This is a genomic window from Streptomyces sp. NPDC104814, from assembly GCF_055583185.1.
The window spans coordinates 26,996-47,314 of record NZ_JBVJOL010000007.1 but is presented as its reverse complement, the minus strand read 5'-3'; the positions used below and the strand labels follow the sequence as shown (position 1 = coordinate 47,314).

Genomic DNA, 20,319 nt, shown 5'->3' with positions numbered 1-20,319 from the left:
CGGCGTACGACGGACGCGGCGCCCGCCATGGGCGCGCCGGTACCGGGGCACCGGCGCACGGGGTGGACGGACGGGGGGAACCGAGCCGACGGGTCAGTAGTCCATGACGCGGTAGTAGCGGCGCAGGTCGAGCGAGTGGTCCCGGACCCGCTCCAGGTGCTTGCTGACCCGGTCCATCACGGTGTCGAGCACCAGCGGGGCGAGCAGTCCGCGGAACTGCGGGCTGATGCCCTCCAAGGGGTAGTCGCGGGTGTCGAAGACGGTGACGTTCTTGGAGACGCGCTTGGCGAAGGCCTCGGCCCGGTCGGTCAGCGCCCGCGTCTCGTCCTCCCCCTGGAAGACGACGACGCTGGTGTCCTCCTCCAGGAGTTCCAGCGACCCGTGGAAGAACTCCGCGCTGTGCACCCGCGTGGTGCGCAGCCACTGCATCTCCTCGAGGATGCACATGGAGTACAGGTAGGTGAACCCCCACAGGTTTCCGCCGCCGATGAGGAAGTGGTAGTCGTCGTCCTTGTGGGCCTCTGCGAAGGCCGCCGCCACCGGCTCTGCCTGCCGGGCGACGTCCACCAATACGCGCGGCAGGTCCGCGAGTTCGGCGGCCAGGTCCTCGTAGCCCTCGAACTCGCCCCGGCGGGAGAGCAACCGGCCCATGAACAGCAGCAACTGGACGTCGAACGGCCAGGCCTTGGGCGCGGAGATCAGCGCGGTGTCGACGTTCTGGGCGACGGGGGAGTCGGGGATGCCGGTGAAGCCGATGGTGTGGGCGCCCCGGGACTTGCAGTAGTCGATGGCGCGCAGGCTGTCCTCGGTGGTGCCGGAGACGGAGGTGAAGACGGCGGCGGTGCGTTCGCCGAGGCGGGCGTCACCGGATGCGACCAGTTCGGCGGCGACGGCGGCCCTCACCGGCAGGAGCGAGGAGCGCCGGGCAAGGTGTTCGTAGGGCCACATCTGCGCGTACGTCCCGCCGGCGCCCACGAGGAGGACGTTGTCGTAGCCCTCGTCGATCAGGCGGTCGACGAGCTTCTCGATCTGGGGGCGCAGTGCCACGAGGCTTTCCGTCTGGGAGACGAACTCGGCTTCGTTGAACTTGAGCACGGTGAGATTCCTTTGAGGTTGTTCCGCACCGGCCGGCGGGTGCCGGGGAACCGGTGTCCGAGGGGCGCGGGGGACCGGAGCGGGTCAGACCGCGCGGCGCCGCGAGAACAGGACGTTCGCGCCGGCGATGATCAGGCCGCCGATGAAGATCAGCGTTCCCATGACGTTGACCTGCGGGGGGACGCCGGTGCGGCTGGCGCTGTAGACCCACAGCGGGAAGGTGACCGTACGGCCGGCGTTGAAGCTGGTGACGACGTAGTCGTCGATCGACAGGGCGAAGCACAGCAGCGCGCCGGAGGCCACACCGGGCAGCAGCATCGGCAGGGTGACCAGCCGGAACGCCGTCCACGGGCCCGCCCCCAGGTCACGGGCGGCCTCCTCCAGCGTCGGGTCGTGCCCGGCCATGCGCGCCCGCACGGTGATGGCGACATAGGGGATGCAGAACGCCACGTGCGCGATGACGACCGTCCAGTAGCCGCGGGGCACGCCCATGACGATGAACAGCGACAGCAGGGCGGCGCCGAGGGCGATCTCCGGTGCCGCGATGGCGGCGAACATCAGCAGGTCCACCGAGCCCCGGCCGCGGAAGCGGTAGCGGCCGAGCGCCAGCCCGATCGGGGTCCCGAGGAGGGTGGCGACGACGGCGACGACCAGGGCGATGGTGAGGCTGTTGACCAGGGCGGAGGTCAGATTGGGGATGGCGAACAGGTGCCGGTACCAGGTGAGGGTGAAGCCCTGCCAGGTGAAGTTGACCTTGCCGGCGGTGTCGTTGAAACCGAAAAGGATCATGACGGCGATCGGCAGCAGCAGCCAGGCCAGCACGAGCAGGGTGTACAGGGACAGCGTGGGGCGGCGGTGACGCGCCTGCCGGACGGGACGTGACCGAGGGGTGGCGGGGGAGAGGGTCTGTGAGGTCATCGCGCGGCCGCCTCCAGGACCTCGTCGGTGCCCAGGGCCCGGGCGTAGGTGAACACGGCCAGCAGCAGCGCGCCCATGAGAACGAAGGACAGGGCGGCGGCGCCGGGATAGTCGAGATTGGTGAAGTACTCGGTCTGGATGATGTTGCCGATCATCGTGGTGGAGGGGCCGCCGAGGATGCCGGCGTTGACGTAGTCGGCGGAGGCGGGCACGAAGGTCAGCAGCACTCCTGCGAAGACGCCGGGCAGCGACAGCGGCAGCACGACGCGCAGGAAGGTGGCCGTCCGCGAGGCGTACAGGTCGGTGGCGGCCTCGATCACCTTGGGGTCGACCCGCTCCAGGGCCACGTAGACGGGCAGCACCATGAACGGCAGGAAGTTGTACGTCAGTCCTCCGATCACCGCGTACGGCGTGGCCAGCAGATGGAAGTCCGCGGAGAGCACGCCCATGTCCTTCAGCGGTCCGAGCAGGACGCCGTGGTCGGCGAGCACCACGTTCCAGGACTGGGTGCGGATGACGAAGGAGACGAAGAACGGCAGCAGGAGCAGGAAGAGGAACGCCGACTTGTGCCGGCCGGCCCGGAAGGCGATCCAGTAGGCGACCGGGTAGCCGACGAGGGCGCAGGAGACGGTGGCCGCGGCGCCGTAGACCAGGGAACGCACCAGTTGCACGTGATAGGTGTGGACCACGTCGGCGTAGGTGCTGAAGTGCCATGTCTGGCGGAAGCCGTCGATGAAGTCGCCGGTCTGCAACGACAGCGACACCATCACGATCACGGGGGTGATGAAGAAGGCGGCCAGCCACAGCCAGCCCGGCAGGATCATCCAGTAGGGGGCGAGTGCGGCCCCGGGACGGCGCCGCCGCCGGGTCAGGCCTGGTAGATCGGTTCGAACAGTGCGTTCCACTGCTTCTCCTCCTCCTCGTCGAGCACCCGCAGATGGCGCAGCTTCGCTTCGTCGCTCTTGGTCGGGAAGACCAGGGGGCTGGTGCTCAGCGCGTCGAGCACCGTGTGCCGCTTGCCGGTGGCGGCGGCCGCGTCGCGCGCGATGACCTGCTGCGCGTCGGGGACGGGGCAGACGAACTGCACGGTCTCGCTGATCTTCGCGGCGACCTCGGGCCGGTAGGCGTAGTCCATGTAGGCCAGGGCGTCGACGGGGTGCGCGGCCGTCGAGGGGATGCACAGGTTGTCGGTCCACAGCAGACCGCCCTCGTCGGGGATGACGAACTCCAGCTTCGATCCGCTCTGGTTGGCCTGGAAGACGTCGCCCGAGTACACGAGCGACGCCGCCAGGTCACCGCGCTGGAGCGAGGACTGGTAGGTCGCCGTGGAGTAGGAGCGGACCATGCCGGCGTCGCGCTGTGTGCGCAGCCAGGCCGCTGCCTTGCGCCAGTCGGCGGGGGTGGAGGTCTCCGGGTCCACGCCGACGGCGAGCAGGGCGACGTTTCCCATCTGCACCGCGTCGTTCCACATGCCGACCTTGCCGCGCAGCTTGGGGTCGAGCAGGTCCTGCCAGCTGGTGATCTTCCGGCCGACCTGGTCCGGGTCGTATCCGATGCCGGTCATCCCGGACTGCCAGGGGACGGTGTACACGTTGCCGGGGTCGAAGGAGGAGTTCTTGAACGCCGCTCCGCCGTACCGGGCGAAGTTCGGCAGCCTGCTGTGGTCGAGCGGGGCGAGGTAGCCCAGCTGGATGTACTTGGTGAGGTAACTGTCGCCGCCGACGACCATCAGGTCGTAACCGATGCCCTGGCCGGAGGCGAACTCGGGCTGGATCTTGCCGAACCAGGAGGCGCTGTCGTCGATCAGCTCGTTGTACGTGACCTGGATGCCGCTCTCGCGGGTGAAGGCGGTGAGCGTGGGGTGCTTGCTCTGGTCGGCGGGGTCGACGTCGATGTACTGCGTGTAGTTGACGAAGTCCAGCTTCCCGGACCTCTTCCTCCCGGCCCAGAAGCCGCTCACCGCCTCGGCGATCTCGGCCTTGCCGGTGGGGACGTGCACGCGGGCGCCGGGGACGCTGCACGCGGCGAGCGGGGCCAGCGCGGCGGTGCCGAGCGCGGCGCGCAGCAGGGCGCGCCGGGACAGGCCGCGTGGAGTCGGTGTGCGCGGCCGGGGCGCGAAGGGTGTGGAGTGCTCGGACATGGTGTCTGCCTGTCGTCAGCGCGAGGTGAGGGAGTCCGCCGGCTCCGCGGCGGTCGCGGGGGCGGGTGCGGTGGTGAGCAGGTAGGAGTGGTCGGCGGACCAGGAGAGCCAGACGGTGTCGCCGCGGGCCGGGTTGACGGTGGCGGTGCCGTCGTTGGGCTGGAAGACGGTCATCTCCGCGCCGACGGCGGTGTCCACGGTGTAGCTGGTCGAGGTGCCGAGGTAGACCACCTCCCGGACGGTGCCGCGGATCCGGCTGGTCGTGTCGACGGGAGCGGTGGTCAGCGTGACCTTCTCCGGCCGCACGGTGAGTTCGACGGCCGCTGCGGCGGTACGGGTGCTGCCGCGCAGCGGGACCGTGATGCGCTGGCCGTCGCCGAGGTCGAGCACCCCGGTCCCCGCCTCCACGGAGGTCAGCCGTCCGCAGATCAGATTGGAGGTGCCGATGAACCCGGCGACGAACGCGGTGGCGGGCCGTTCGTAGACCTCCTGGGGCGGGGCGACCTGTTCGACCAGGCCGTGGTTCATCACCGCGATCCGGTCGGACATGGTCAGGGCCTCGGCCTGGTCGTGCGTGACATAGATGAAGGTGATGCCGACCTCGCGCTGGATCCGCTTGAGCTCCAGTTGCATGGACTGCCGCAGCTTCAGGTCGAGAGCGCCGAGGGGTTCGTCGAGCAGCAGGGCACGGGGCCGGTTGACCAGGGCGCGGGCGAGCGCGACGCGCTGCTGCTGGCCGCCGGAGAGCTGGCGGGGGCGGCGGTCGGCCTTGTCGGCGAGCTCGACCGTGCGCAGCATCTTCTCGACCCGGTCGCGGATCTCGTCCTTGGGTAGGCGCTTGCGGCGCAGTCCGAACGCCACGTTGTCGGCGACGCTCAGATGGGGGAAGAGGGCGTAGGACTGGAACACCATGTTGATGTCGCGCTTGTTGGCCGGCACGCCGACCATGTCGCTGCCGTGCAGCAGGATCTGTCCGCGGGTCGGTTCCTCGAAGCCGGCGATCATCCGCAGTGTGGTGGTCTTGCCGCAGCCGGAGGGGCCGAGGAGCGAGAAGAACTCGCCCTCGCCGATGGAGAGGCTGACGCCTCGGACGGCCGCCGCGTCCCGGGCGCCGCCGAAGTCCTTGACCACGTCGACGAGGGTGATGGCCGGGCCTGCGGCCGACGGCGGCGAGAGGGTGTCGGTTGCCATCCGTGAAACCTCCGGTGATCGGGGCGTGGGACCAGGACGACCGCGGGCACAGGTGTGTCGTGGTCGGCGGCCCTGGGAAGGGCGGGCGGGCGGGGCGCCGGTGAGTTTTGGTAACGTTACCAACGGGCTCGTACCTTACCCACCCGCAGCCGCCGCCCGTCAATGGTTGAATGGCGGCAGATTTCATCGACCCCGTCCTCGGCGTTGGCCGAGCCGTCACTCACGAAGAGACCGCCATGCCGAACACCCCACGGCCGCCGCGACGCGTCACCATCCCCGACGTCGCCCGGCACGCCGGCGTGGGACAGGCCACCGCCGCCCGGGTCCTGGGCGGATACGGCTCGTCGAGCGCGGCCACCCGGGAGCGGGTGCTGGCCGCCGCCGCCGAACTGGGTTACAGCACCAACGCGGTGGCCCGGAGCATGATCAGCGGACGCACCCACACGCTGGGCGTGGTCGTCGCCGACGTCGAGAACGCCTACTTCGCCCGCGCGGTGCGCGGGGTCACCGACGTCGCGGCCAAGGCCGGCCTCCAGGTCGTCCTCGCCAACAGCGACGAGAACGGCGAGACGGAGAAGTCCGCGGTGCAGATGTTCATCGAGCGGCGCGTGGACGGCCTGGTCGTGGCGCCCGCGGCGGCCGACCACGAGCACCTCGACAAGGCCGTCGCCTCGGGCATTCCGGTGGTCCTCCTGGACCGTGTGGTGAGCGGCGCCGCGCTGGACACGGTCGTCGTGGACAACCGGGGCGCCGCCCAGGCCGCAGTGGCCAGGTTCACCGACGCCGGGCACACCCGCATCGCGGTGATCACCTCGGCGTCCCCCGACGAGAACACGGCGCGGCTCGCGCCGGGCGCGGACATCTGGACCACGACCGAGCGGCTCACCGGCTACCGGCAGGCACTGCGCGCCGCGGGCATCCCGCGCGGAACGGAGCTGATCAGGCACACCGGATACGACCGGGCCCGGGCGCGCTCAGCTGTCCTGGAGCTGATGTGCTCCGAGAACCGGCCCACCGCACTGTTCACCACGGACAACGTCGCCACGCTCGGGACCCTCGACGCCCTGCTCGACCTCGACGCCCGCATCCCCGACGACGTCTCGGTCATCGGCTTCGACGACGCCGAGTGGGCCACCCTCGTCAGGCCGCGGCTGAGCGTGGTCAGCCAGCCGGTGCAGGACCTGGGCAGGCTCGCGGCGGACATCCTGATCCGCCGCATCGACGGCTCCACGGCCCGGCCCCGCCGCCACACCCTGCGCACCACCTACGTCCCGCGCGAGTCGACCGGCCCGGCCCCCGCGCACGTCCGGCCGCTGCGAGCGCCGGGGGAGTGACGGAACCGGCCTCCGCACCGGCCGCAACCCGCCACCCCCCGGCCGTGCGGTGAGCCGGGGTCAGCCCGCGGCCAGGACGTCGACGACGAAGACCAGGCTGGAGCCGGCCGGAATCCCCTGCTGGGCCTGGGAGCCGTAGCCGAGCGCAGGGGGTACGACGACCAGCAGCCTGCTGCCCACGTTCGCGCCCACCAGGGCCCGGTCCAGGCCCTCGATGAGGTTGTGCCGGCCCACGACCACCGGCGTGGGGCCGGTCGTCCAGGAGGCGTCGAACAACGGCGCGTCGTCCGTGCCCCGGTTGCCGTTCCAGACCGCGCCCGCTCGCCGGAGCACCACCGTGCGGCCCGCGCCGACCCGTGGTCCCGAGCCGTCGACGATCCGGCGTACGACCAGGCCCGCCGGCGGCGCCGTGTCGGGTACGCCGATCGAGACGGCCAAGGCGCCGGCGCGGACGCTCGGCAGACCAGCACCGGCGGCGTGCTGCCGGCCGTGGACGGTGGCCCTGGCCGGCACGGCGTCGACGATGTCCACCGCGAAGACCACCGTCTCGGTCGGGGACACCCCGAGGGCGGGGTTGCCCGAGGTGCCGTAGGCGGCCGAGGGCGGCGCCACCACCAGGACGCGGCTGCCGACGCTCTGCCCGCGCACGGCCGCATCCAAGGCGGGCAGCACCGAACCGGTGCCGACCGTGAACAGCACGGGGTGAGCGGGCTTTCCACCCCCGGCGAAGGTGGAGGGCAGTTCCTTGCCGGCCTTCCACGCGCGAGCCGAGTAGTCGACGACCGCGATGTCGTGGTCGGCGACCACACGGCCGTGACCCGTGAGCGCGGGGGCCACCACGAACTTCCCGGTCGGGCCGGCCTTGGGGAGGGTGATGACCGGCTTCTTCCCGAAGTCACCGCTCACCTCGGGCAGTACGGCGTCGGTGTGCACCACGGGCGGCACCGGCCGGCGGGCCACGGACACGGTCGGAGCCGGCAGGGGACGGCGGCTGTCGTGACCGGTGGGTGAGGTCTTGGTGGCGCTGCAGCCGACGAGGGCCAGCGCGCAGGCAAGCAGAGGGAGGGCGATTTTGCGCATGTTCTTTCCCGGTCTACGTGGAAGGCGGTGACCGCCGCTTCGGATCAGCGGCGCTGCTTGGCGGCCTGGCGCGTGTGCAGCAGCCCGGCGAGCCAGGCGCCCGCCAGCAGCGCGCAGGCGGACTCGATGAACGCCCTGGGGCCGTCGCCACCCGTCGTGAGGTCGGCGACGTAGAGGATCGCGAACACGGATCCGAAGACGAACAGGATGACGGAGGCGGCGCCGAAAGCGGGTCCTCGCTTCATCGTGGGTCCTTGAGGGGTGTAGGGGGAGGGGGATGGGGAGTGCCCGCCCGGTGGCCGACAGCGGCCACCGGGCGGGCTCACCGCTTCGCGGTGGTGTCAGCAGGTCAGCAGCGGACGTACGCGTAGGACACGTAACCCACTGGGTAGGTGCCGACCCACTTCTGTGTGCTGAACAGCTTCAGGCACTTGCCCCGTTCCTTGGCCCGGTACGCCGCCCACACGATCAGTGCGGCGTACAGACCGAGAATGGCGGCCACGGCTCCCGCGTACACGTTGATGCACGCGATGATGCCGGCGATGAAGCCGTAGGCCGTGAGGACGTACGGGCCCTCGTTGGCCATCTTCTTCGTCGCCCACCAGTTGAAGTAGACGCGGACGGAGGCGCCGATGTGCAGGCCCGCGTCCCAGCCCCAGTAGTCCCAGTACCGCCACGAGTGGCCGACGACCTTGCCGAAGAAGTAGTGCTTGGTGCGCCAGCGGTGCCACTTGCCGTCGAGGTCGACCTGGTTGATCGGGTCGGCGCCGGCGTATTCGTAGGCGTTGTCGCTGCCGCCCGGGACCGGGTCCATCGACAGGAAGCGTCCCTGCGTGGGGTCGTACAGGCGAACGCCCATCAGCACGGCCCCGGCCGGCGTCTCGGCGGAACGCGCCTCGCTGCCGAGCCAGCCGTAGCGGGCGGAGGCGCTGCCGGCGACGGGGTTGCCGTACTCGTCCTGGCGCAGCACCGTCGGCGCCTGGGTGGCGTCCAGCGGAAGCGTCAGACCGATGTCGCCGTGCAGGCCCGCCAGTTGGAGGACGACACCTCCGGTGGCGCCGGTGACCGCCTCCAGTTTGCCGGTCAGGCCGTGGACGTTGCGGGTGATGAGGCCGGAGGAGTTCTCCGTCACCCAGTCCGGGCTGTCGTCGGCCGAGCCGTAGTGGTTCGTCTTCTGGCCCGTCTGGGTCCACGTGCCGTCGGTGTTCTGCGTTTCCGTGGTCCACGAGGCCAGGCGTCCGGCCGCGTCGAGGTCCCACGTCTGACGCTGGGTGCCGGCGGTCTGCCGGCGCACCAGGTCGTGCGCGTAGTACTCGATGGAGGTGCCGCTCGCCTGGGAGGTGGTCCGGCCGAAGGCGTCGTAGGCCACGCCCGTGCCGACGATCCGGTCGGCGCTGTCGTAGGCGCTGGTCACCGTGGTGGCGCCGGTGTCGGTGCAGCCGTCTCCGGGTGCGCTGACACTGGTGGTCAGACCGGTGCGGTTGGTGTTGCCGTCCAGGGCGTAGACGCGCCGCGTGCAGGTCTGGTCCGCGGCGGTGTCGTCCGTGCGGGTGAGCCGTCCGGCGTTGTCGTAGGTGTAGTTCTGCTCGGTGGTGTCTCCTGCCGTGCCGTTGTGGTGGACGATCTGCCCGTGCGTGGAGAAGTCCGCGGTGTCCGCCAGCACGATCGCGCCGTCGGTGTCACGGGTGTAGATCCGGGAGGTGTTCTCGCCGATCTCGTTGAAGCCGAGGTTCAGCGTGTAGCCGCCGGGCAGGGTCTCGGTCGTGAGCTGCCCGTCCGGGCCGTACGCGGCGGTGAAGGTGCCCGCCACGGAGTCGGTCAAGGACGTGGGAAGCCCGCGGGGTTCCTTCGTCGTGTCGTAGGCGTAGGTCGTCGTCGACGGGGACGAGTCGCTGACCTTCAGCGGACGGCCCAGGACGTCGTACTCGGCGGTGCGGGTGTTGCCGGCGCCGTCGTTGTAGGAGATGACCCGGCCGAGCTTGTCGTAGACCGTCGTGATGGTCTTGCCGTTGGACGTCACCGTGGTGGTGCGACCCGTCGCCGGGTCGAACGTGTTGGTGGTGTCCGGCACCGCCGTTCCCACGCCGCCGGTGAGCGACGCCTTGACCGTGCGGCCGGCGTTGTCAGCGGTCAGAGTGGTGGTGCGGGTCACGCCGTTGGCGGTCTCGGTCACCTTCGCCGGGTTGCCCCACCAGTCGTACTCGACGGTCCGGGTGGGCACCTGGCTCGGGTTGGAGCCGCCTCCGGTGACGGCGGCGGCGGGCGCGGTGGAGCACTGCAGGTCGGCCCACTCGGGCCGGCCCTGGCAGGCACCGGTGCCGGTGGCCGACCAGTAGGTCGTCACCGTCGCCCCGGCGTCCGAGCCGTTCGACTTCGGCAGGGTCGCCTTGACCACCCGGCCCTGGGCGTCGTACGAGGTGGTCCGGGTGAGGTTCAGACCGCCCGCGTCCTTGATGGTGGACGTCTGCAGACCGGAGGCCCAGTCGTAGGTGGTCTTGTCGACCCGGACGTCGGCGTCGGACGGGTAGCCGTCGACATGCGCGCCCACGCTCACCTGGGTGGGCAGATCGGACGCGTTGGCCGATCCGTCGGTGGGGCGCCCTGCGTCGTAGGCGGTGACGGTGTGCGTGCGCGCGGCGACCTCGGTCCCGGCCGGCAGGTCGGTGCCGCCCGTGCCCGCCTTGAGGGCGGAGGTGAGGGTGGTCAGATGCAGCGGCCCGAACTCCTCCAGCTGCAGACGGCCGTCACCGCTGTACACGTACGAGGTGGACAGCTGCTGTGCGCGCTCGGCCGGGGAGGCGTCGCTGATGCCCAGCAGAGTGAGCCGGTTCAGGTCGTCACCGGAGGTGGCCAGCGCCAGCCGGCGGTCGCTCGCGGAGAGCTCGCGGACCTGGTTGCCGAGCGCGTTGTACTCCGTGACGTCGATGTGACCGCCCGGGTCCGCGGTGTTGACCCCGCGGCCGGAGGCGTCGATGTAGGAGATGGTGGCGCGCTTGTAGTCGCCGGCGGACAGGGTCCGGCCGTCGTTGGACGCGACCGTGACATCGGCCGGGAAGACGGCCGTGGCGTCCGTCGGAACGTCCGTCTGCCCCCAGGCCTGCACATCGGTGGCGCCCATCGGGTACGGCGCCGTGGTGCCGGTCAGCGGGACGTCGTAGACGACGTTGGTGTCCGCGCTGCCCTCGGTGACGTCGGCGCTGCCCTGGTGCAGGGCGGGGCGGGACGTCTTGAGCAGCATGCCGTCACCGGCGGTCGCCGCGTTGCCGGCCTTGCCGTAGGAGAAGGTCCACGGCAGTTCACCGGGCGGCGTCAGCTTGGTGACCCGGCCGGCGCCGTCGTACTCGTAGGCGGTCTTCAGCGACGGCGTGATCTGCGGGTTCCACGCCTCGCGCAGATGCCCGGCCGTGTCGTAGGCGAAGGTCTGCACCGCGACGGCCGTCGACGCGGACGCGCCGGGCGCGGTGGAGCGCAGCCTGATCTCCTTCACCTGGCCGGCGAAGTCACCCAACGCCGAGGACGTGGCCGTCGTCGTCGTTGCGTAGACGTACTCCAGCATCCGGCAGCCCTTGGTGGCGGGCGTCGCGGCGCAGGTGTCGGCGGAGACCGCCGAGGTGGGCGCGATCACGTACTTCGGCCGGGCGAGGGTCTGCGTCCCGGAGACGACCTTCTCCGAGACGACCATGGTCGTCGAGTTGGAGGTCGGCCGGTACGACGTGGTCGCCTGCCATGTCGTCGCGGCGGGGTCGACCTTGGCGAACGACGTGGTCGTGCCGGCGGTGTCCTTGAGAGTGAACGAGCCGGTCAGCGACCCGGTCAGGGTCAGCGACTCCGAACCGGGCTCCGGCTTCCAGCCACCGGCGTTCGTCGCGGTGAAGCCGATGCCGCGGCCCTGCGAGTCGACCAGCTCCACGGAGGTCGCGGACGTCTTGCTGATGCTGTTCCACTCCGACCCGCTGGCGTCGGCAGTGATGCCGGAGATCCAGTCCGGGCCGAAGATGGCGGCCTGGCCCTCGATGCCGTCGTCGGTCGTCGCCCGGCGGGACGAGGTGCTGCGCGAGGCCGTCAGGCCGAAGCCGCCCGCGTCGTTCTCCGTCAGGGAGAAGTCACCGGTCAGCAGGTTCACCTCGCCGGGACCGACCTCCTGGGTGGGCGCGTCGCCCGCCTCGCGGTCCACGGTGACCGTGACGGGCTGGCTGTAGCCCGTGGTCGTGCCGTCGGTGAACGCGGCACGGATGTCGATCGGGCCGTCCTGCGCGATGGAGGTGGTGATGTTCCACGTCAGCGCGGCAGGCGCACCGTTCGGCGCGGGCAGCGGCCACGAACTGACCGCGGCGCCGCTGGAGTTGACGCTCACGTCGGCGAGCGGCACGTTCTGCCACGTGTCCGTCTCGCCGCGGCGGTACTGGTACGTCACACCGGTGTAGCTGGTGCGGCCCGTCGAGGTGAGCGCGACCCGGCGGGCCGGCCGGTCGCCGTCACGCGGTGAGACCATCGCGGCCCCGTCGGCACCCACGCCGAACCGGTACTCGGTCGTCGTCGTGGACAGGTTGCCGCCGGAGTCGATCGTCTTGGCGTACAGGCTGTGCCAGCCGTCGCCCGGCTGCACGGTCACGGTCAGCGGGTCGCCGCCGCTGCCGTCCGTGGTGTCGTCCACCCGGTTGGGTGCGTTCGGGTCGTCCAGTCCCCAGTAGTAGCCCTGACCGTCCGTGGAGGTCGTGTCCAGGGTGCACTGGGCGCCGCCGGCCGCCTTCGCCGTCCATGTGTCCTTGGCGTACGGCGTGCAGGAGACCGTCGGCGCCACCGGCTTGGCCGTGTTGAGGACGAAGGTGGTGTAGCCCGTCCAGGAACCGTAGTCCGTGCCGTCGTAGCCGCGCACACGGAAGCGCAGGTGCGCACCGGCCGGGAAGGCGTTGGCCGAGGGAATGGTCAGCTGCGCGGTGCCACCCGAGGCCACGGACGCGGTGGTGGCCGTGTAGGTGTAGGTGGTGTCGTTGTAGGCCGGGTCCGGGGTCACCTCGAACTGCGCCTTGACCGTGCTGCCGTCGGCGTCGCTCGTCTTCGCCGAGAGGACCGGCGTCAGGGAGGTGACGTAACGCTTGCCGTTGTAGGCGTTGGCGGCACTCGGCGAGATGGCCGCACTGGCCGGGACGGCCGGGTACGAGTTGTACGTCACCGTCAGGTGCGGCTCGACGGAGTTGTCCCCGCTGATGTAGTTGGCCGAACGGAAGCGCCGCCAGGTGGTCGGGTCGGTCTCGTCGGCACCGGCGATCCGCAGGCCGTAGTTGGCCGAGCCGTTCGCCCAGGCCTGCACGATGGCGTCGATGTCGAAGTTCATCGTGCCGCCCGGGCAGCTGGAGCTGTAGCCCAGGGCAGCCTTGTTGACGACCGCGCCGGTGGCCGTGGTCGCGGGCTGGGCGCTCCAGGTGACGGCGGAGGAGCTCCAGTCGGCGGTGACCCGCCGCACCTCGGTACCGGCTCCCGTCGTGGCGCACGTCGAGGAGTAGTACGAGTACAGGGCGAGGTTCGTGTCCAGGATGTGTTTGCCCTTGAAGGCCGACACGTCGAACTTCAGATAGGAGCGGGCCTTGTCCGCACCCGTGTCGTACGTGCCCGACTTCAGCTCGGGCGAGGAGACCTGGGAGTCCGGGTAGTCCGGCGTCTGCACCCAGGTGTCGGTGGTGACGGCGAGCGTGGACGTCGGGTCCACCGTGACCGGGTACTTCAGGTCCTTGCGGGCGAGGTAGTGCGCGTCCGGGGAGAGGACCAGGGTCTGCGATCCGTCGGCGGCCGTCTCGATCGTCGTGCCGACCGGGGCCACGTTCTTCGACTCACCGGAGCGGGAGTCCTTGGAGGAGTCCCACATACGGGGTGCGGGGGCCTCGGCGACCAGCCGGCCGGCGGTGTCCTTCAGCAGCAGGTGCCCCGACGGCGCCTTGGACAGCTTCAGGCCGTCCAGGTGCAGCGGGATGCGGTACGACACCGCGGCATCCGGTGCCTGGGCCAGGACGACGTTCTCGGAGAAGCCCTGCTCCAGGGCGGTGACCTCGAGCGTCTGGCCGCGTCCCAGGTCGTAGGAGGCGGTGGAACCCTTGAGCCGGGGCGCCGGGAGCTTGCTCTGCCAGCCCAGGGCGAACTTCGTCCTGCCCTTGGTCACGGAGGCCAGCTGGTCGTCGCCGCCGTCGGACAGCCGCACGTCCGCTGCCGCGGCCTTGGGCTCCACCGAGGGGCCGGTGTCCCGCAGCGAGGTGTCGATGTCCTGCCAGGCACCGTCCTTGTGGGTGCGTATCGGTCCCGCGTAGACCGACGTCTGCAGGGCGCCCGACGGCAGGGCCCAGGTGGTGGACTGCTCCGTGCGGGCCGACAGCACCTCGATGTTGCGCTTCTGCAGGCGCGCCATGAGCAGCGCGGACGCCTCGTCGGCGGCCTGCGCGGGGCCGTGTATCGCGGAGTTGTTCCCGGTCGGGGCCTGCGCGGACGCGGCGGCGCCGTCCAGAGCGGTCAGAGACAGGGCGAGGGCCAGACTGCCTGCCACGTAGCGCATGCGTCTGTCGCGCCAAAGCCGCCGTCTCGCCCAGGGCGAAGGCGGCTGATAGCGATTCATTCGGACTTTTCCAGCCTTTCGTCGAACGAAAGAAAGACGTTGAGCGGGAAAAGCTAGCGAGGTCGATATGGCGCGAAGATCAGCTAAAAAAGGAGCCAGCGGACATCTTCGGAAGTCACGACTTGATCACAACTGCTCAGTAGGGGAACCTCCTCAACTCCGTGCCTGACCAGGCAAGTTGAGGCGGACTGTCGGAGGTTTTGCCAGAGCATGGCCAAGCGATTGCCCGGCGATGACATCGCCGGGGGAAGGGCATCAGGAAAGGTACCGGAATGTCGAATCCGCCCCAGGTGCATGGAATGCATCACTCTCCGCTGAAATCCATGCCCGGCTGGGGAGGCGGCGGGTCTGCCGCCTCCGGGACGTGGCGTGTCAGGCGATGCCAGGGATGCCCCGGGCCTGGAATGCGGCCCGGACCGTGTCTGCCGCGTTCTTGCCGTACATCTTCTGCGCCGTCGCGACCGTCGTGTTCGCGGCCGCCGCGAAGCTGGTGTCGGGGGCGAAGCCGAACTGGGCGTTGACGATGATCCGGTCGGCGACGCGCGCGCCGAGCGCGGTGCGGATGTCGAACAGTGCGCGGGACCAGATCTCGCCGTCCGCGTGGACCTCGCCGACCCGGTCCGCATACGTCTTGTCGGAGTCGATCCGGCGCAGGCAGTGCGGGGCGTCGGTGTACATGACGGAGTCCCAGTCGGCGACGCAGGCGACGTCGGTCTTCACCGGCCAGTTGTAGCGCGCGGCGGCGTGCTGGCCGACGGCGACGGCGAGATAGTCGCCGAAGGCCTCGCCGATGGAACCGGCCTCCAGGGAGGTGCCGAAGCCGGGCACCTGGGCGTTGTGCACGGCGTGACCGTACTCGTGCACAATGACCTCGGCGTCCTCGGCGTCGTCCACGCCGCCCTTGCCGAAGCGGATCTCCGCCTTCTTGTCGCTGAAGAAGGAGTTGTCGGCGCCGTATTGGTTGATGCGAACCGGCTGCACCCGGTCGTTGGCGCCGGGCAGTTCGCTGCCGAATCCGAGGCCCTGCAGGTACTCCTGTGCCTCGTTGACCCAGAAGTACGCCATGACCTGCTCGAACTGGTCGTCGTGCCGGTTGTACGAGGCGGCGTCGGCAGCTCGTGCGGAGGCGCCGGTGTCGGAGCGGACTGCGGCCCAGCGGCCGGAGAGGCCGCCGCTGCCGTCCAGGTTGCGCAGCGCGACGGTCGCGTAGGCGGTGACGGGAACGGCGTCGGCGGCATCCTTGGCGTCGGTGAGGGTCTGGTCGCCCGACGACTGGACGGGGTTGACCATGAACACGCGGGCCTGCGGTCCGGGCACGACGGGGGCGGTTCCTACGGCGGAGGCCGAGGCGGCCGTCATGAGCAGGGCAACGGTGGCGGTGGCCCCGGCGAGCAGACCGCGGGGTGTGCGGTGAGCCATGTGCATCCTCCGGTTGCGGAAGGCGAGGTTACGGTGATGCGGCGTGGGCGCGATCTTTGCGCACAGCCCGGCTCTTGAACAGGCCCATGACGAAAGCGTGCTCCTTTGCGCCGAACCAGCCGCGGACGCACGGACGCCGTCGACGCCCCGACGGGATCGCCACCCGAGACGCACCCGTCCTGCATCACGGCGAGGGTCTAGCGCCCCTCACTCGGGACATGCGCAGCGAAGCAGGAGCGGGCGCCGGAACGTGAACGCGCCTGACGCACGTCACGGAAGTACGACACCGGACGGGGCGGGGGCAGTTGCTCCGGCTCGTCCTCGCCGGCCGGGTTCCCCTGACCGGCGGCCCGGTGTGTTCGTCCTCGCCCGCCGCGGGGCGCACGTTGCGGCGACAGCAGCACGTATGCCGCCGAGCCGATCCCGAAGGCGAGGCGGATGAAGCCCTGCACCGAGGACGACGGGACCAGCAGGGCGCTGCCGTAGAGGGAGATGAGCGCGATCCAGCTGACCCACGGGACCAGGCGGCGCTGGCCGATCACGTCCCAGATCAGCGTGCCCAGCAGAACCGAGGCGTTGTAGTACGTGTACACACTCGGGTCGAGCAGGATGCGTGCGTCGACGGCGAGGAAGACGACCGCCGGCCAGCGATTCCGCCGTACGGCGAGCGCGCCCAGGGCGGCGCCGAGGGCCATCTGGGCGGGGCGGTCCCACCAGGGGGTCACGGGGTCGTCGACACCGAACCAGCGCAGCGCTGACGCCGGCTGGTTGGGGATGGTGAACCGGGCCGCGTGCAGGGTGTCCAGGTGGGTGAGGTAGAACGGCAGCCAGGCGACCGCCACCAGAGCGAACGCACAGCTTGCCGAGCGGAGGCGGGCCGGGCGGGGCAGTGCCAGGAGCAGGGGCAGGAAGCCGACCGCCCAGGGTTTCGAGTCCACCGCGAGCGCGAGGAACACCCCCACCGCCGTGGCCTGGCCGCGGACCAGCGAACGGACGGCGAAGGTGGTGAAGAACAGGGCCAGGACGTCGTCGAGGTGGGCGAAACGGACCGAGACCTCCACCCACATGGGGATGAAGGCCGCGCCGGCGATCAGGACGCGTTGCTGCAGGCGGCGGTGGTTGAGGCCGGTGCCCCGGTTGTGGTCGGCGGCGGCGCGGCCGACCAGGACGAGCATGTACAGCCCCAGGCCGGACATGAACGCGTCGGCCAGTTTCTCACCGACGTCGGCAGGGAACGGTGAGAAGAGCCCGGCCACGACGAAGCTGACGGGGCCGATCTGCAGATCGGGGTGGTTGGCGTAGAGGGCGAGACCGCCGCCGGGCTGTTGGCCGAAGAGGAGTTCCTGGCCTTGGCGCAGATAGTGCCAGGACACGGCGCCGTGGCGCTCGGCCACGGCGAACCACACGGCCGTCCATAGGGTGAGCAGCACGATGTGCCATCGCACCCGGTAACGCCCGATCCACACGTTCCGTCCCTCCCTCACCGGTCAACCGTCCGTCCGGCGCCCGACCCATCACAGCATCACCTGGTAAGAGCGCCTTCGACGGGCCTCGGTTCATCGGTGAGACCCCACCGCGCGGATGTCAGTGGCGGGCTTACCCAGCGCTTACTCGGCACGGACGTGCTCACCGGGTCGGTCAACGGACGGCGTGGGCCCGCGTCCAACACGAGCGAGCCCCACCCCTACGACCCCTGCGGTACGGCGCGGAAGTGACGGAAGAAGAGCTCCGAGTTGTCCACCCGGATGCCCACGCCGCCGGGGGACACGAGCGGACCCGGAGTGGGGTCGTCGGCGCTCAGCACGCTGCGGTCGTCGACCCTGAGCTCGAGCCGGACACCGCCGAGGTGGTCGACAGCGCTCGCGGTGACCTTGTGCCAGCCGTCGTAGGAGAAGGCGTGGGCTACGGCCATGACATCTACCGCGATCAGGTCCGCGCCCGCGGCTTCGTGCCGGCCATCACCCGCCGCGGCACCCTGCACGGCATGGGAATGGGCACCTACCGCTGGGTCGTGGAGACGAGTTTCGCGTGGCTGCACGGCTTCCGACATCTGCGCATCCGCTGGGAACGCAGGGCTGACATTCATGAAGCGTTCCTCAAACTCGCGTGCTGTCTCATCGCTCATCGACAACTCAGGGCATTGCGCTGGTCCTGGGACTGGTCACGCCATGGATGTCCGTGGCTCATGCGATGATCCGGCCTCATGAGTGACCGATCACTTTCGCCCGCATGGCTGGCCTCGTGGACAGACAGAGTCTCCAGGGCTGTCACATCCATGGCAGGCGAGTTGGAGGATGGGCACGGCTTCCCCCTGGGACCAACGAGGTTCGGTCGGCTGACCGCGATGATCAAGCCGCGGCTCCCAGGCTCGCCCAGACGGCGTGATGTCGCCAGGCTGACCGGGCAGCAGAACAAGTACGTGGGCCGCGAAAGCGAGGACGACCAGGGGCAGCGCCTGCTGCGGATCATCCGCAGAGGCACGGAATCGAGCCCCGCCGAAGCGCGGCGTGCGTCGTTCTGGGATGGTGCAGTTGAGATCCGAGCTGTTGTCAGGTAGGAGGCTGCATTCGGATGCGTGGTGGAGACGCCTGCGCCAGCTCCACCACGCATGAGTTGAAGCTGAGGGTGCGATCGATCCTCTGGTTCGCTAGAGGTTCTCTATGGCCCACCGTGCTCCCGAGAAGTGGTCGTCATTCACTTCTACGCTGAGACCGACGGTGCCGAATGCGGTTCGCCCGTCCAGGAATCTTGCGCTGCCCGATCCCGTCCCCAGGCACTTGAAGTTAACAAGCGGGGGATGGTCCTGAATAAAGGCCCATTGCGTCCCGGAAAACGGCGGAGCGGTATCTGGGGCAAGACCCACCGTGCCGTTGGCGGTGCGTCCGTCCAGGAAGCCGCCGCACGGTCAGCCGTCCCTGGCCGCAGTCAGCGAGTTGCTCGAAGTAGCGGTTGACGATGCCCTGGTCGCTCATGGCTTGCGGGACGCCCATGAACAGTTCCTCGGTGCGTGCCCCCGCCTCACGGTAGGCGCGCATCTTCTCCTCCACGACCTGGGTGTTCTGCGTAGTCTCCTGGATGATGACGTGCAGGCAGTGGTCGCGAACGTACTGTCCATGCCGGCCCGTCGGCGCGGGTCAGGCCGGCCATCAGCGTGTCGTCGCGCGCCATCAGTTCCGCGTAGGCGGGTGGTAGGGCTTGTACAGGTCGCTGTCGGCGTCCACGAACCCGCCGTGTCGGTTGAGCTGGGTGGCCACCATCTCAGTGACCGGGCTCTTGCCCGCACCGGGCTGTCCGACCAGGAATACCACCGTCGGCGTCTCCTGCGACGCCCGGCCTTCCAGCACGTCGGGCACGATCGCTCGCGCAAGATCCGCCGGAAGAGTCCGCGACCTCTGATCAGCTCCTCGCTGACTCAGACGTTGGGGACGTGCAGCTTGTCCCAACTGGTTTTGCCGGGAATGCCGTTGGCATCGTCACCTTGGAACCCGAGTTTTTGCTGCCAGGCGGCGTAGGACTTCACATCGCCCGGGCCCCAGACGTCGGCGTTGGCGTCCGACTGGTACCGGTCGCAGCCTTCGGCGACGAGCCGGTGGTGCATTGCGGCGATGATCGGCGGTTTCTGTCCGGTGTGGAAGAACGACGCCCCGGGGAACGGCGGGATGGTCGCGGAGCGTGGTACTCCCGATAACGTAGTGGTCAACGCGAGTCGCTATGGCAGCTTCTGGGAGAAGTCGGCCGTGGTGATTCGAGACATTGCCGGTAGTCACATGTTCGACAATGGAAATAAGCGAACTGCTCATACTGTGGTATCCCAGCTAATGGATCGCAACGGCATTACCAGCGGGCCAACCTCGGACGAGCCGTGGAGTGTTATATCAGAGTCGCTACTCCTAGAAAGGCAGGCCACAGCATGGATGTTGGGGAGATTGCCTCGATGTTGCGAGGGTATTGAGGGGAGTAGTGATGGTGGATATTGAGCTACTAATGGATCAACTGGGGAGGGCTGGCGTCAGCGTCCTCCTCAAGGTTGACCATGAGCGCATGCAAACAGGGCATAAGCCCTGGACGATGGTGATGTCAGGTCCAGGGTTGGGTGGACGCGAATTGATTCGCACGGACGCGCCCACTCTTCAGAATTTCCTGAAGTACTGCCTTCGAGAGCTGAGCACGTGTCCCGGTGATTGGGGATGGCTGGAGCTGTATTCGTAGGTGAAATGAGAGGCCCCGCCGGAAAGAATTTCCGGCGGGGCCGCCGCCGTGTTTGACGGCAACGTCCCAACCTCGGCGAAGGGCTGCGCGATGACCAGTCGCGCACGGAGCCGGTCCGACGGGCCGTGGAGGCCTTCGTCCACGGTTTCGTAGCCTCCCTGCCCACCGGCAAGATCAACACCTTCGGACACCACACGCTGCCCGACGCCGTGATCGTCAAGCTGCGCACCACCCGGCCCGTCAGCTTCGTCGCCGCCTTCGAGGACCCGGTACGCGGCGAGAACGAGGGTGCTGCAGGTAGTTCGGGTGAGTGCCGGGCAGCAGTGGCCGTG

Annotated in this window: 14 protein-coding genes and 2 pseudogenes; 3 read left to right on the top strand and 13 right to left on the bottom strand. The window is 69.6% G+C overall.

Annotation, left to right across the window (positions count from 1 at the left end):
- Positions 1 to 93: 93 nt before the first annotated feature.
- The 5 genes from ACZ64A_RS23020 to ACZ64A_RS23000 all read right to left on the bottom strand — a co-directional run bounded on the left by ACZ64A_RS23020 (position 94) and on the right by ACZ64A_RS23000 (position 5,344).
- Entirely contained in the window at positions 94 to 1,095 is a 1,002-nt protein-coding gene (locus tag ACZ64A_RS23020; protein WP_469812656.1) for an SIS domain-containing protein, read from the bottom strand.
- A gap of 84 nt (positions 1,096 to 1,179) precedes the next feature.
- The gene (locus tag ACZ64A_RS23015) at positions 1,180 to 2,013 is read right to left on the bottom strand and encodes an ABC transporter permease (protein ID WP_469812654.1); all 834 of its coding nucleotides are present in this window, start codon (positions 2,011 to 2,013) and stop codon (positions 1,180 to 1,182) included.
- Positions 2,010 to 2,837 carry an ABC transporter permease gene (locus ACZ64A_RS23010; protein WP_469813216.1) on the bottom strand — a complete coding sequence of 276 codons (828 nt, stop codon included), beginning with the start codon at positions 2,835 to 2,837 and terminating at the stop codon, positions 2,010 to 2,012. Before ACZ64A_RS23010 ends, ACZ64A_RS23015 begins: the two co-directional genes overlap by 4 nt.
- Positions 2,838 to 2,881: 44 nt before the next feature.
- Positions 2,882 to 4,153 (bottom strand): polyamine ABC transporter substrate-binding protein, encoded by a 1,272-nt coding sequence (locus ACZ64A_RS23005; protein WP_469812652.1) that lies wholly within the window; start codon positions 4,151 to 4,153, stop codon positions 2,882 to 2,884.
- Positions 4,154 to 4,168: 15 nt separating this feature from the next.
- Positions 4,169 to 5,344, bottom strand: coding sequence for an ABC transporter ATP-binding protein (locus ACZ64A_RS23000; protein ID WP_469812651.1), 1,176 nt, complete (start codon positions 5,342 to 5,344; stop codon positions 4,169 to 4,171).
- Between the two features lie 236 nt (positions 5,345 to 5,580).
- Between ACZ64A_RS23000 and ACZ64A_RS22995 the strand changes: the two genes are divergently transcribed.
- On the top strand, positions 5,581 to 6,678 hold the full coding sequence (locus ACZ64A_RS22995; RefSeq protein WP_469812649.1) for a LacI family DNA-binding transcriptional regulator: 1,098 nt from the start codon (positions 5,581 to 5,583) through the stop codon (positions 6,676 to 6,678).
- Positions 6,679 to 6,738: 60 nt separating this feature from the next.
- Here the strand turns inward: ACZ64A_RS22995 and ACZ64A_RS22990 are convergent, their stop codons facing one another.
- The 6 genes from ACZ64A_RS22990 to ACZ64A_RS22965 form a co-directional block, all read right to left on the bottom strand.
- Complete coding sequence (locus ACZ64A_RS22990; RefSeq protein ID WP_469812647.1) at positions 6,739 to 7,758, bottom strand: FKBP-type peptidyl-prolyl cis-trans isomerase; 1,020 nt, start codon at positions 7,756 to 7,758, stop codon at positions 6,739 to 6,741.
- A gap of 44 nt (positions 7,759 to 7,802) precedes the next feature.
- Entirely contained in the window at positions 7,803 to 8,003 is a 201-nt protein-coding gene (locus ACZ64A_RS22985) for a hypothetical protein (protein WP_469812645.1), read from the bottom strand.
- Between the two features lie 104 nt (positions 8,004 to 8,107).
- Positions 8,108 to 14,290 (bottom strand): DNRLRE domain-containing protein, encoded by a 6,183-nt coding sequence (locus ACZ64A_RS22980; RefSeq protein ID WP_469812643.1) that lies wholly within the window; start codon positions 14,288 to 14,290, stop codon positions 8,108 to 8,110.
- A gap of 441 nt (positions 14,291 to 14,731) precedes the next feature.
- Positions 14,732 to 15,778, bottom strand: a complete 1,047-nt coding sequence (locus tag ACZ64A_RS22975; protein ID WP_469812642.1) for a M4 family metallopeptidase — start codon at positions 15,776 to 15,778, stop codon at positions 14,732 to 14,734.
- 197 nt (positions 15,779 to 15,975) lie between these two features.
- Positions 15,976 to 17,208, bottom strand: a complete 1,233-nt coding sequence (locus ACZ64A_RS22970) for a hypothetical protein (RefSeq protein WP_469812641.1) — start codon at positions 17,206 to 17,208, stop codon at positions 15,976 to 15,978.
- A 254-nt stretch (positions 17,209 to 17,462) separates the two neighbouring features.
- Entirely contained in the window at positions 17,463 to 17,690 is a 228-nt protein-coding gene (locus ACZ64A_RS22965; RefSeq protein ID WP_469812640.1) for a hypothetical protein, read from the bottom strand.
- On the opposite strand from ACZ64A_RS22965, the pseudogene ACZ64A_RS22960 reads away from it, so the two are divergent.
- Positions 17,679 to 17,972: pseudogene (locus ACZ64A_RS22960) on the top strand (transposase); the annotation flags it as partial. The gene ACZ64A_RS22965 and the pseudogene ACZ64A_RS22960 sit on opposite strands and share 12 nt — an antisense overlap.
- Positions 17,973 to 18,945: 973 nt before the next feature.
- Here ACZ64A_RS22960 and ACZ64A_RS22955 read toward each other — a convergent pair.
- Together ACZ64A_RS22955 and ACZ64A_RS22950 are read right to left on the bottom strand one after the other, a co-directional pair.
- Positions 18,946 to 19,122: a zeta toxin family protein gene (locus ACZ64A_RS22955; RefSeq protein WP_469812639.1), complete on the bottom strand. Its 177-nt coding sequence runs from the start codon at positions 19,120 to 19,122 to the stop codon at positions 18,946 to 18,948.
- 68 nt (positions 19,123 to 19,190) lie between these two features.
- A complete protein-coding gene (locus tag ACZ64A_RS22950; protein WP_469812638.1) occupies positions 19,191 to 19,376 on the bottom strand; it encodes a peptidoglycan-binding protein in 186 nt (61 codons plus the stop codon).
- A 679-nt stretch (positions 19,377 to 20,055) separates the two neighbouring features.
- Here ACZ64A_RS22950 and ACZ64A_RS22945 point away from each other — a divergent pair.
- Positions 20,056 to 20,316 (top strand): annotated as a pseudogene (locus ACZ64A_RS22945) (type I-E CRISPR-associated protein Cas7/Cse4/CasC); the annotation flags it as partial.
- Positions 20,317 to 20,319: the final 3 nt, after the last annotated feature.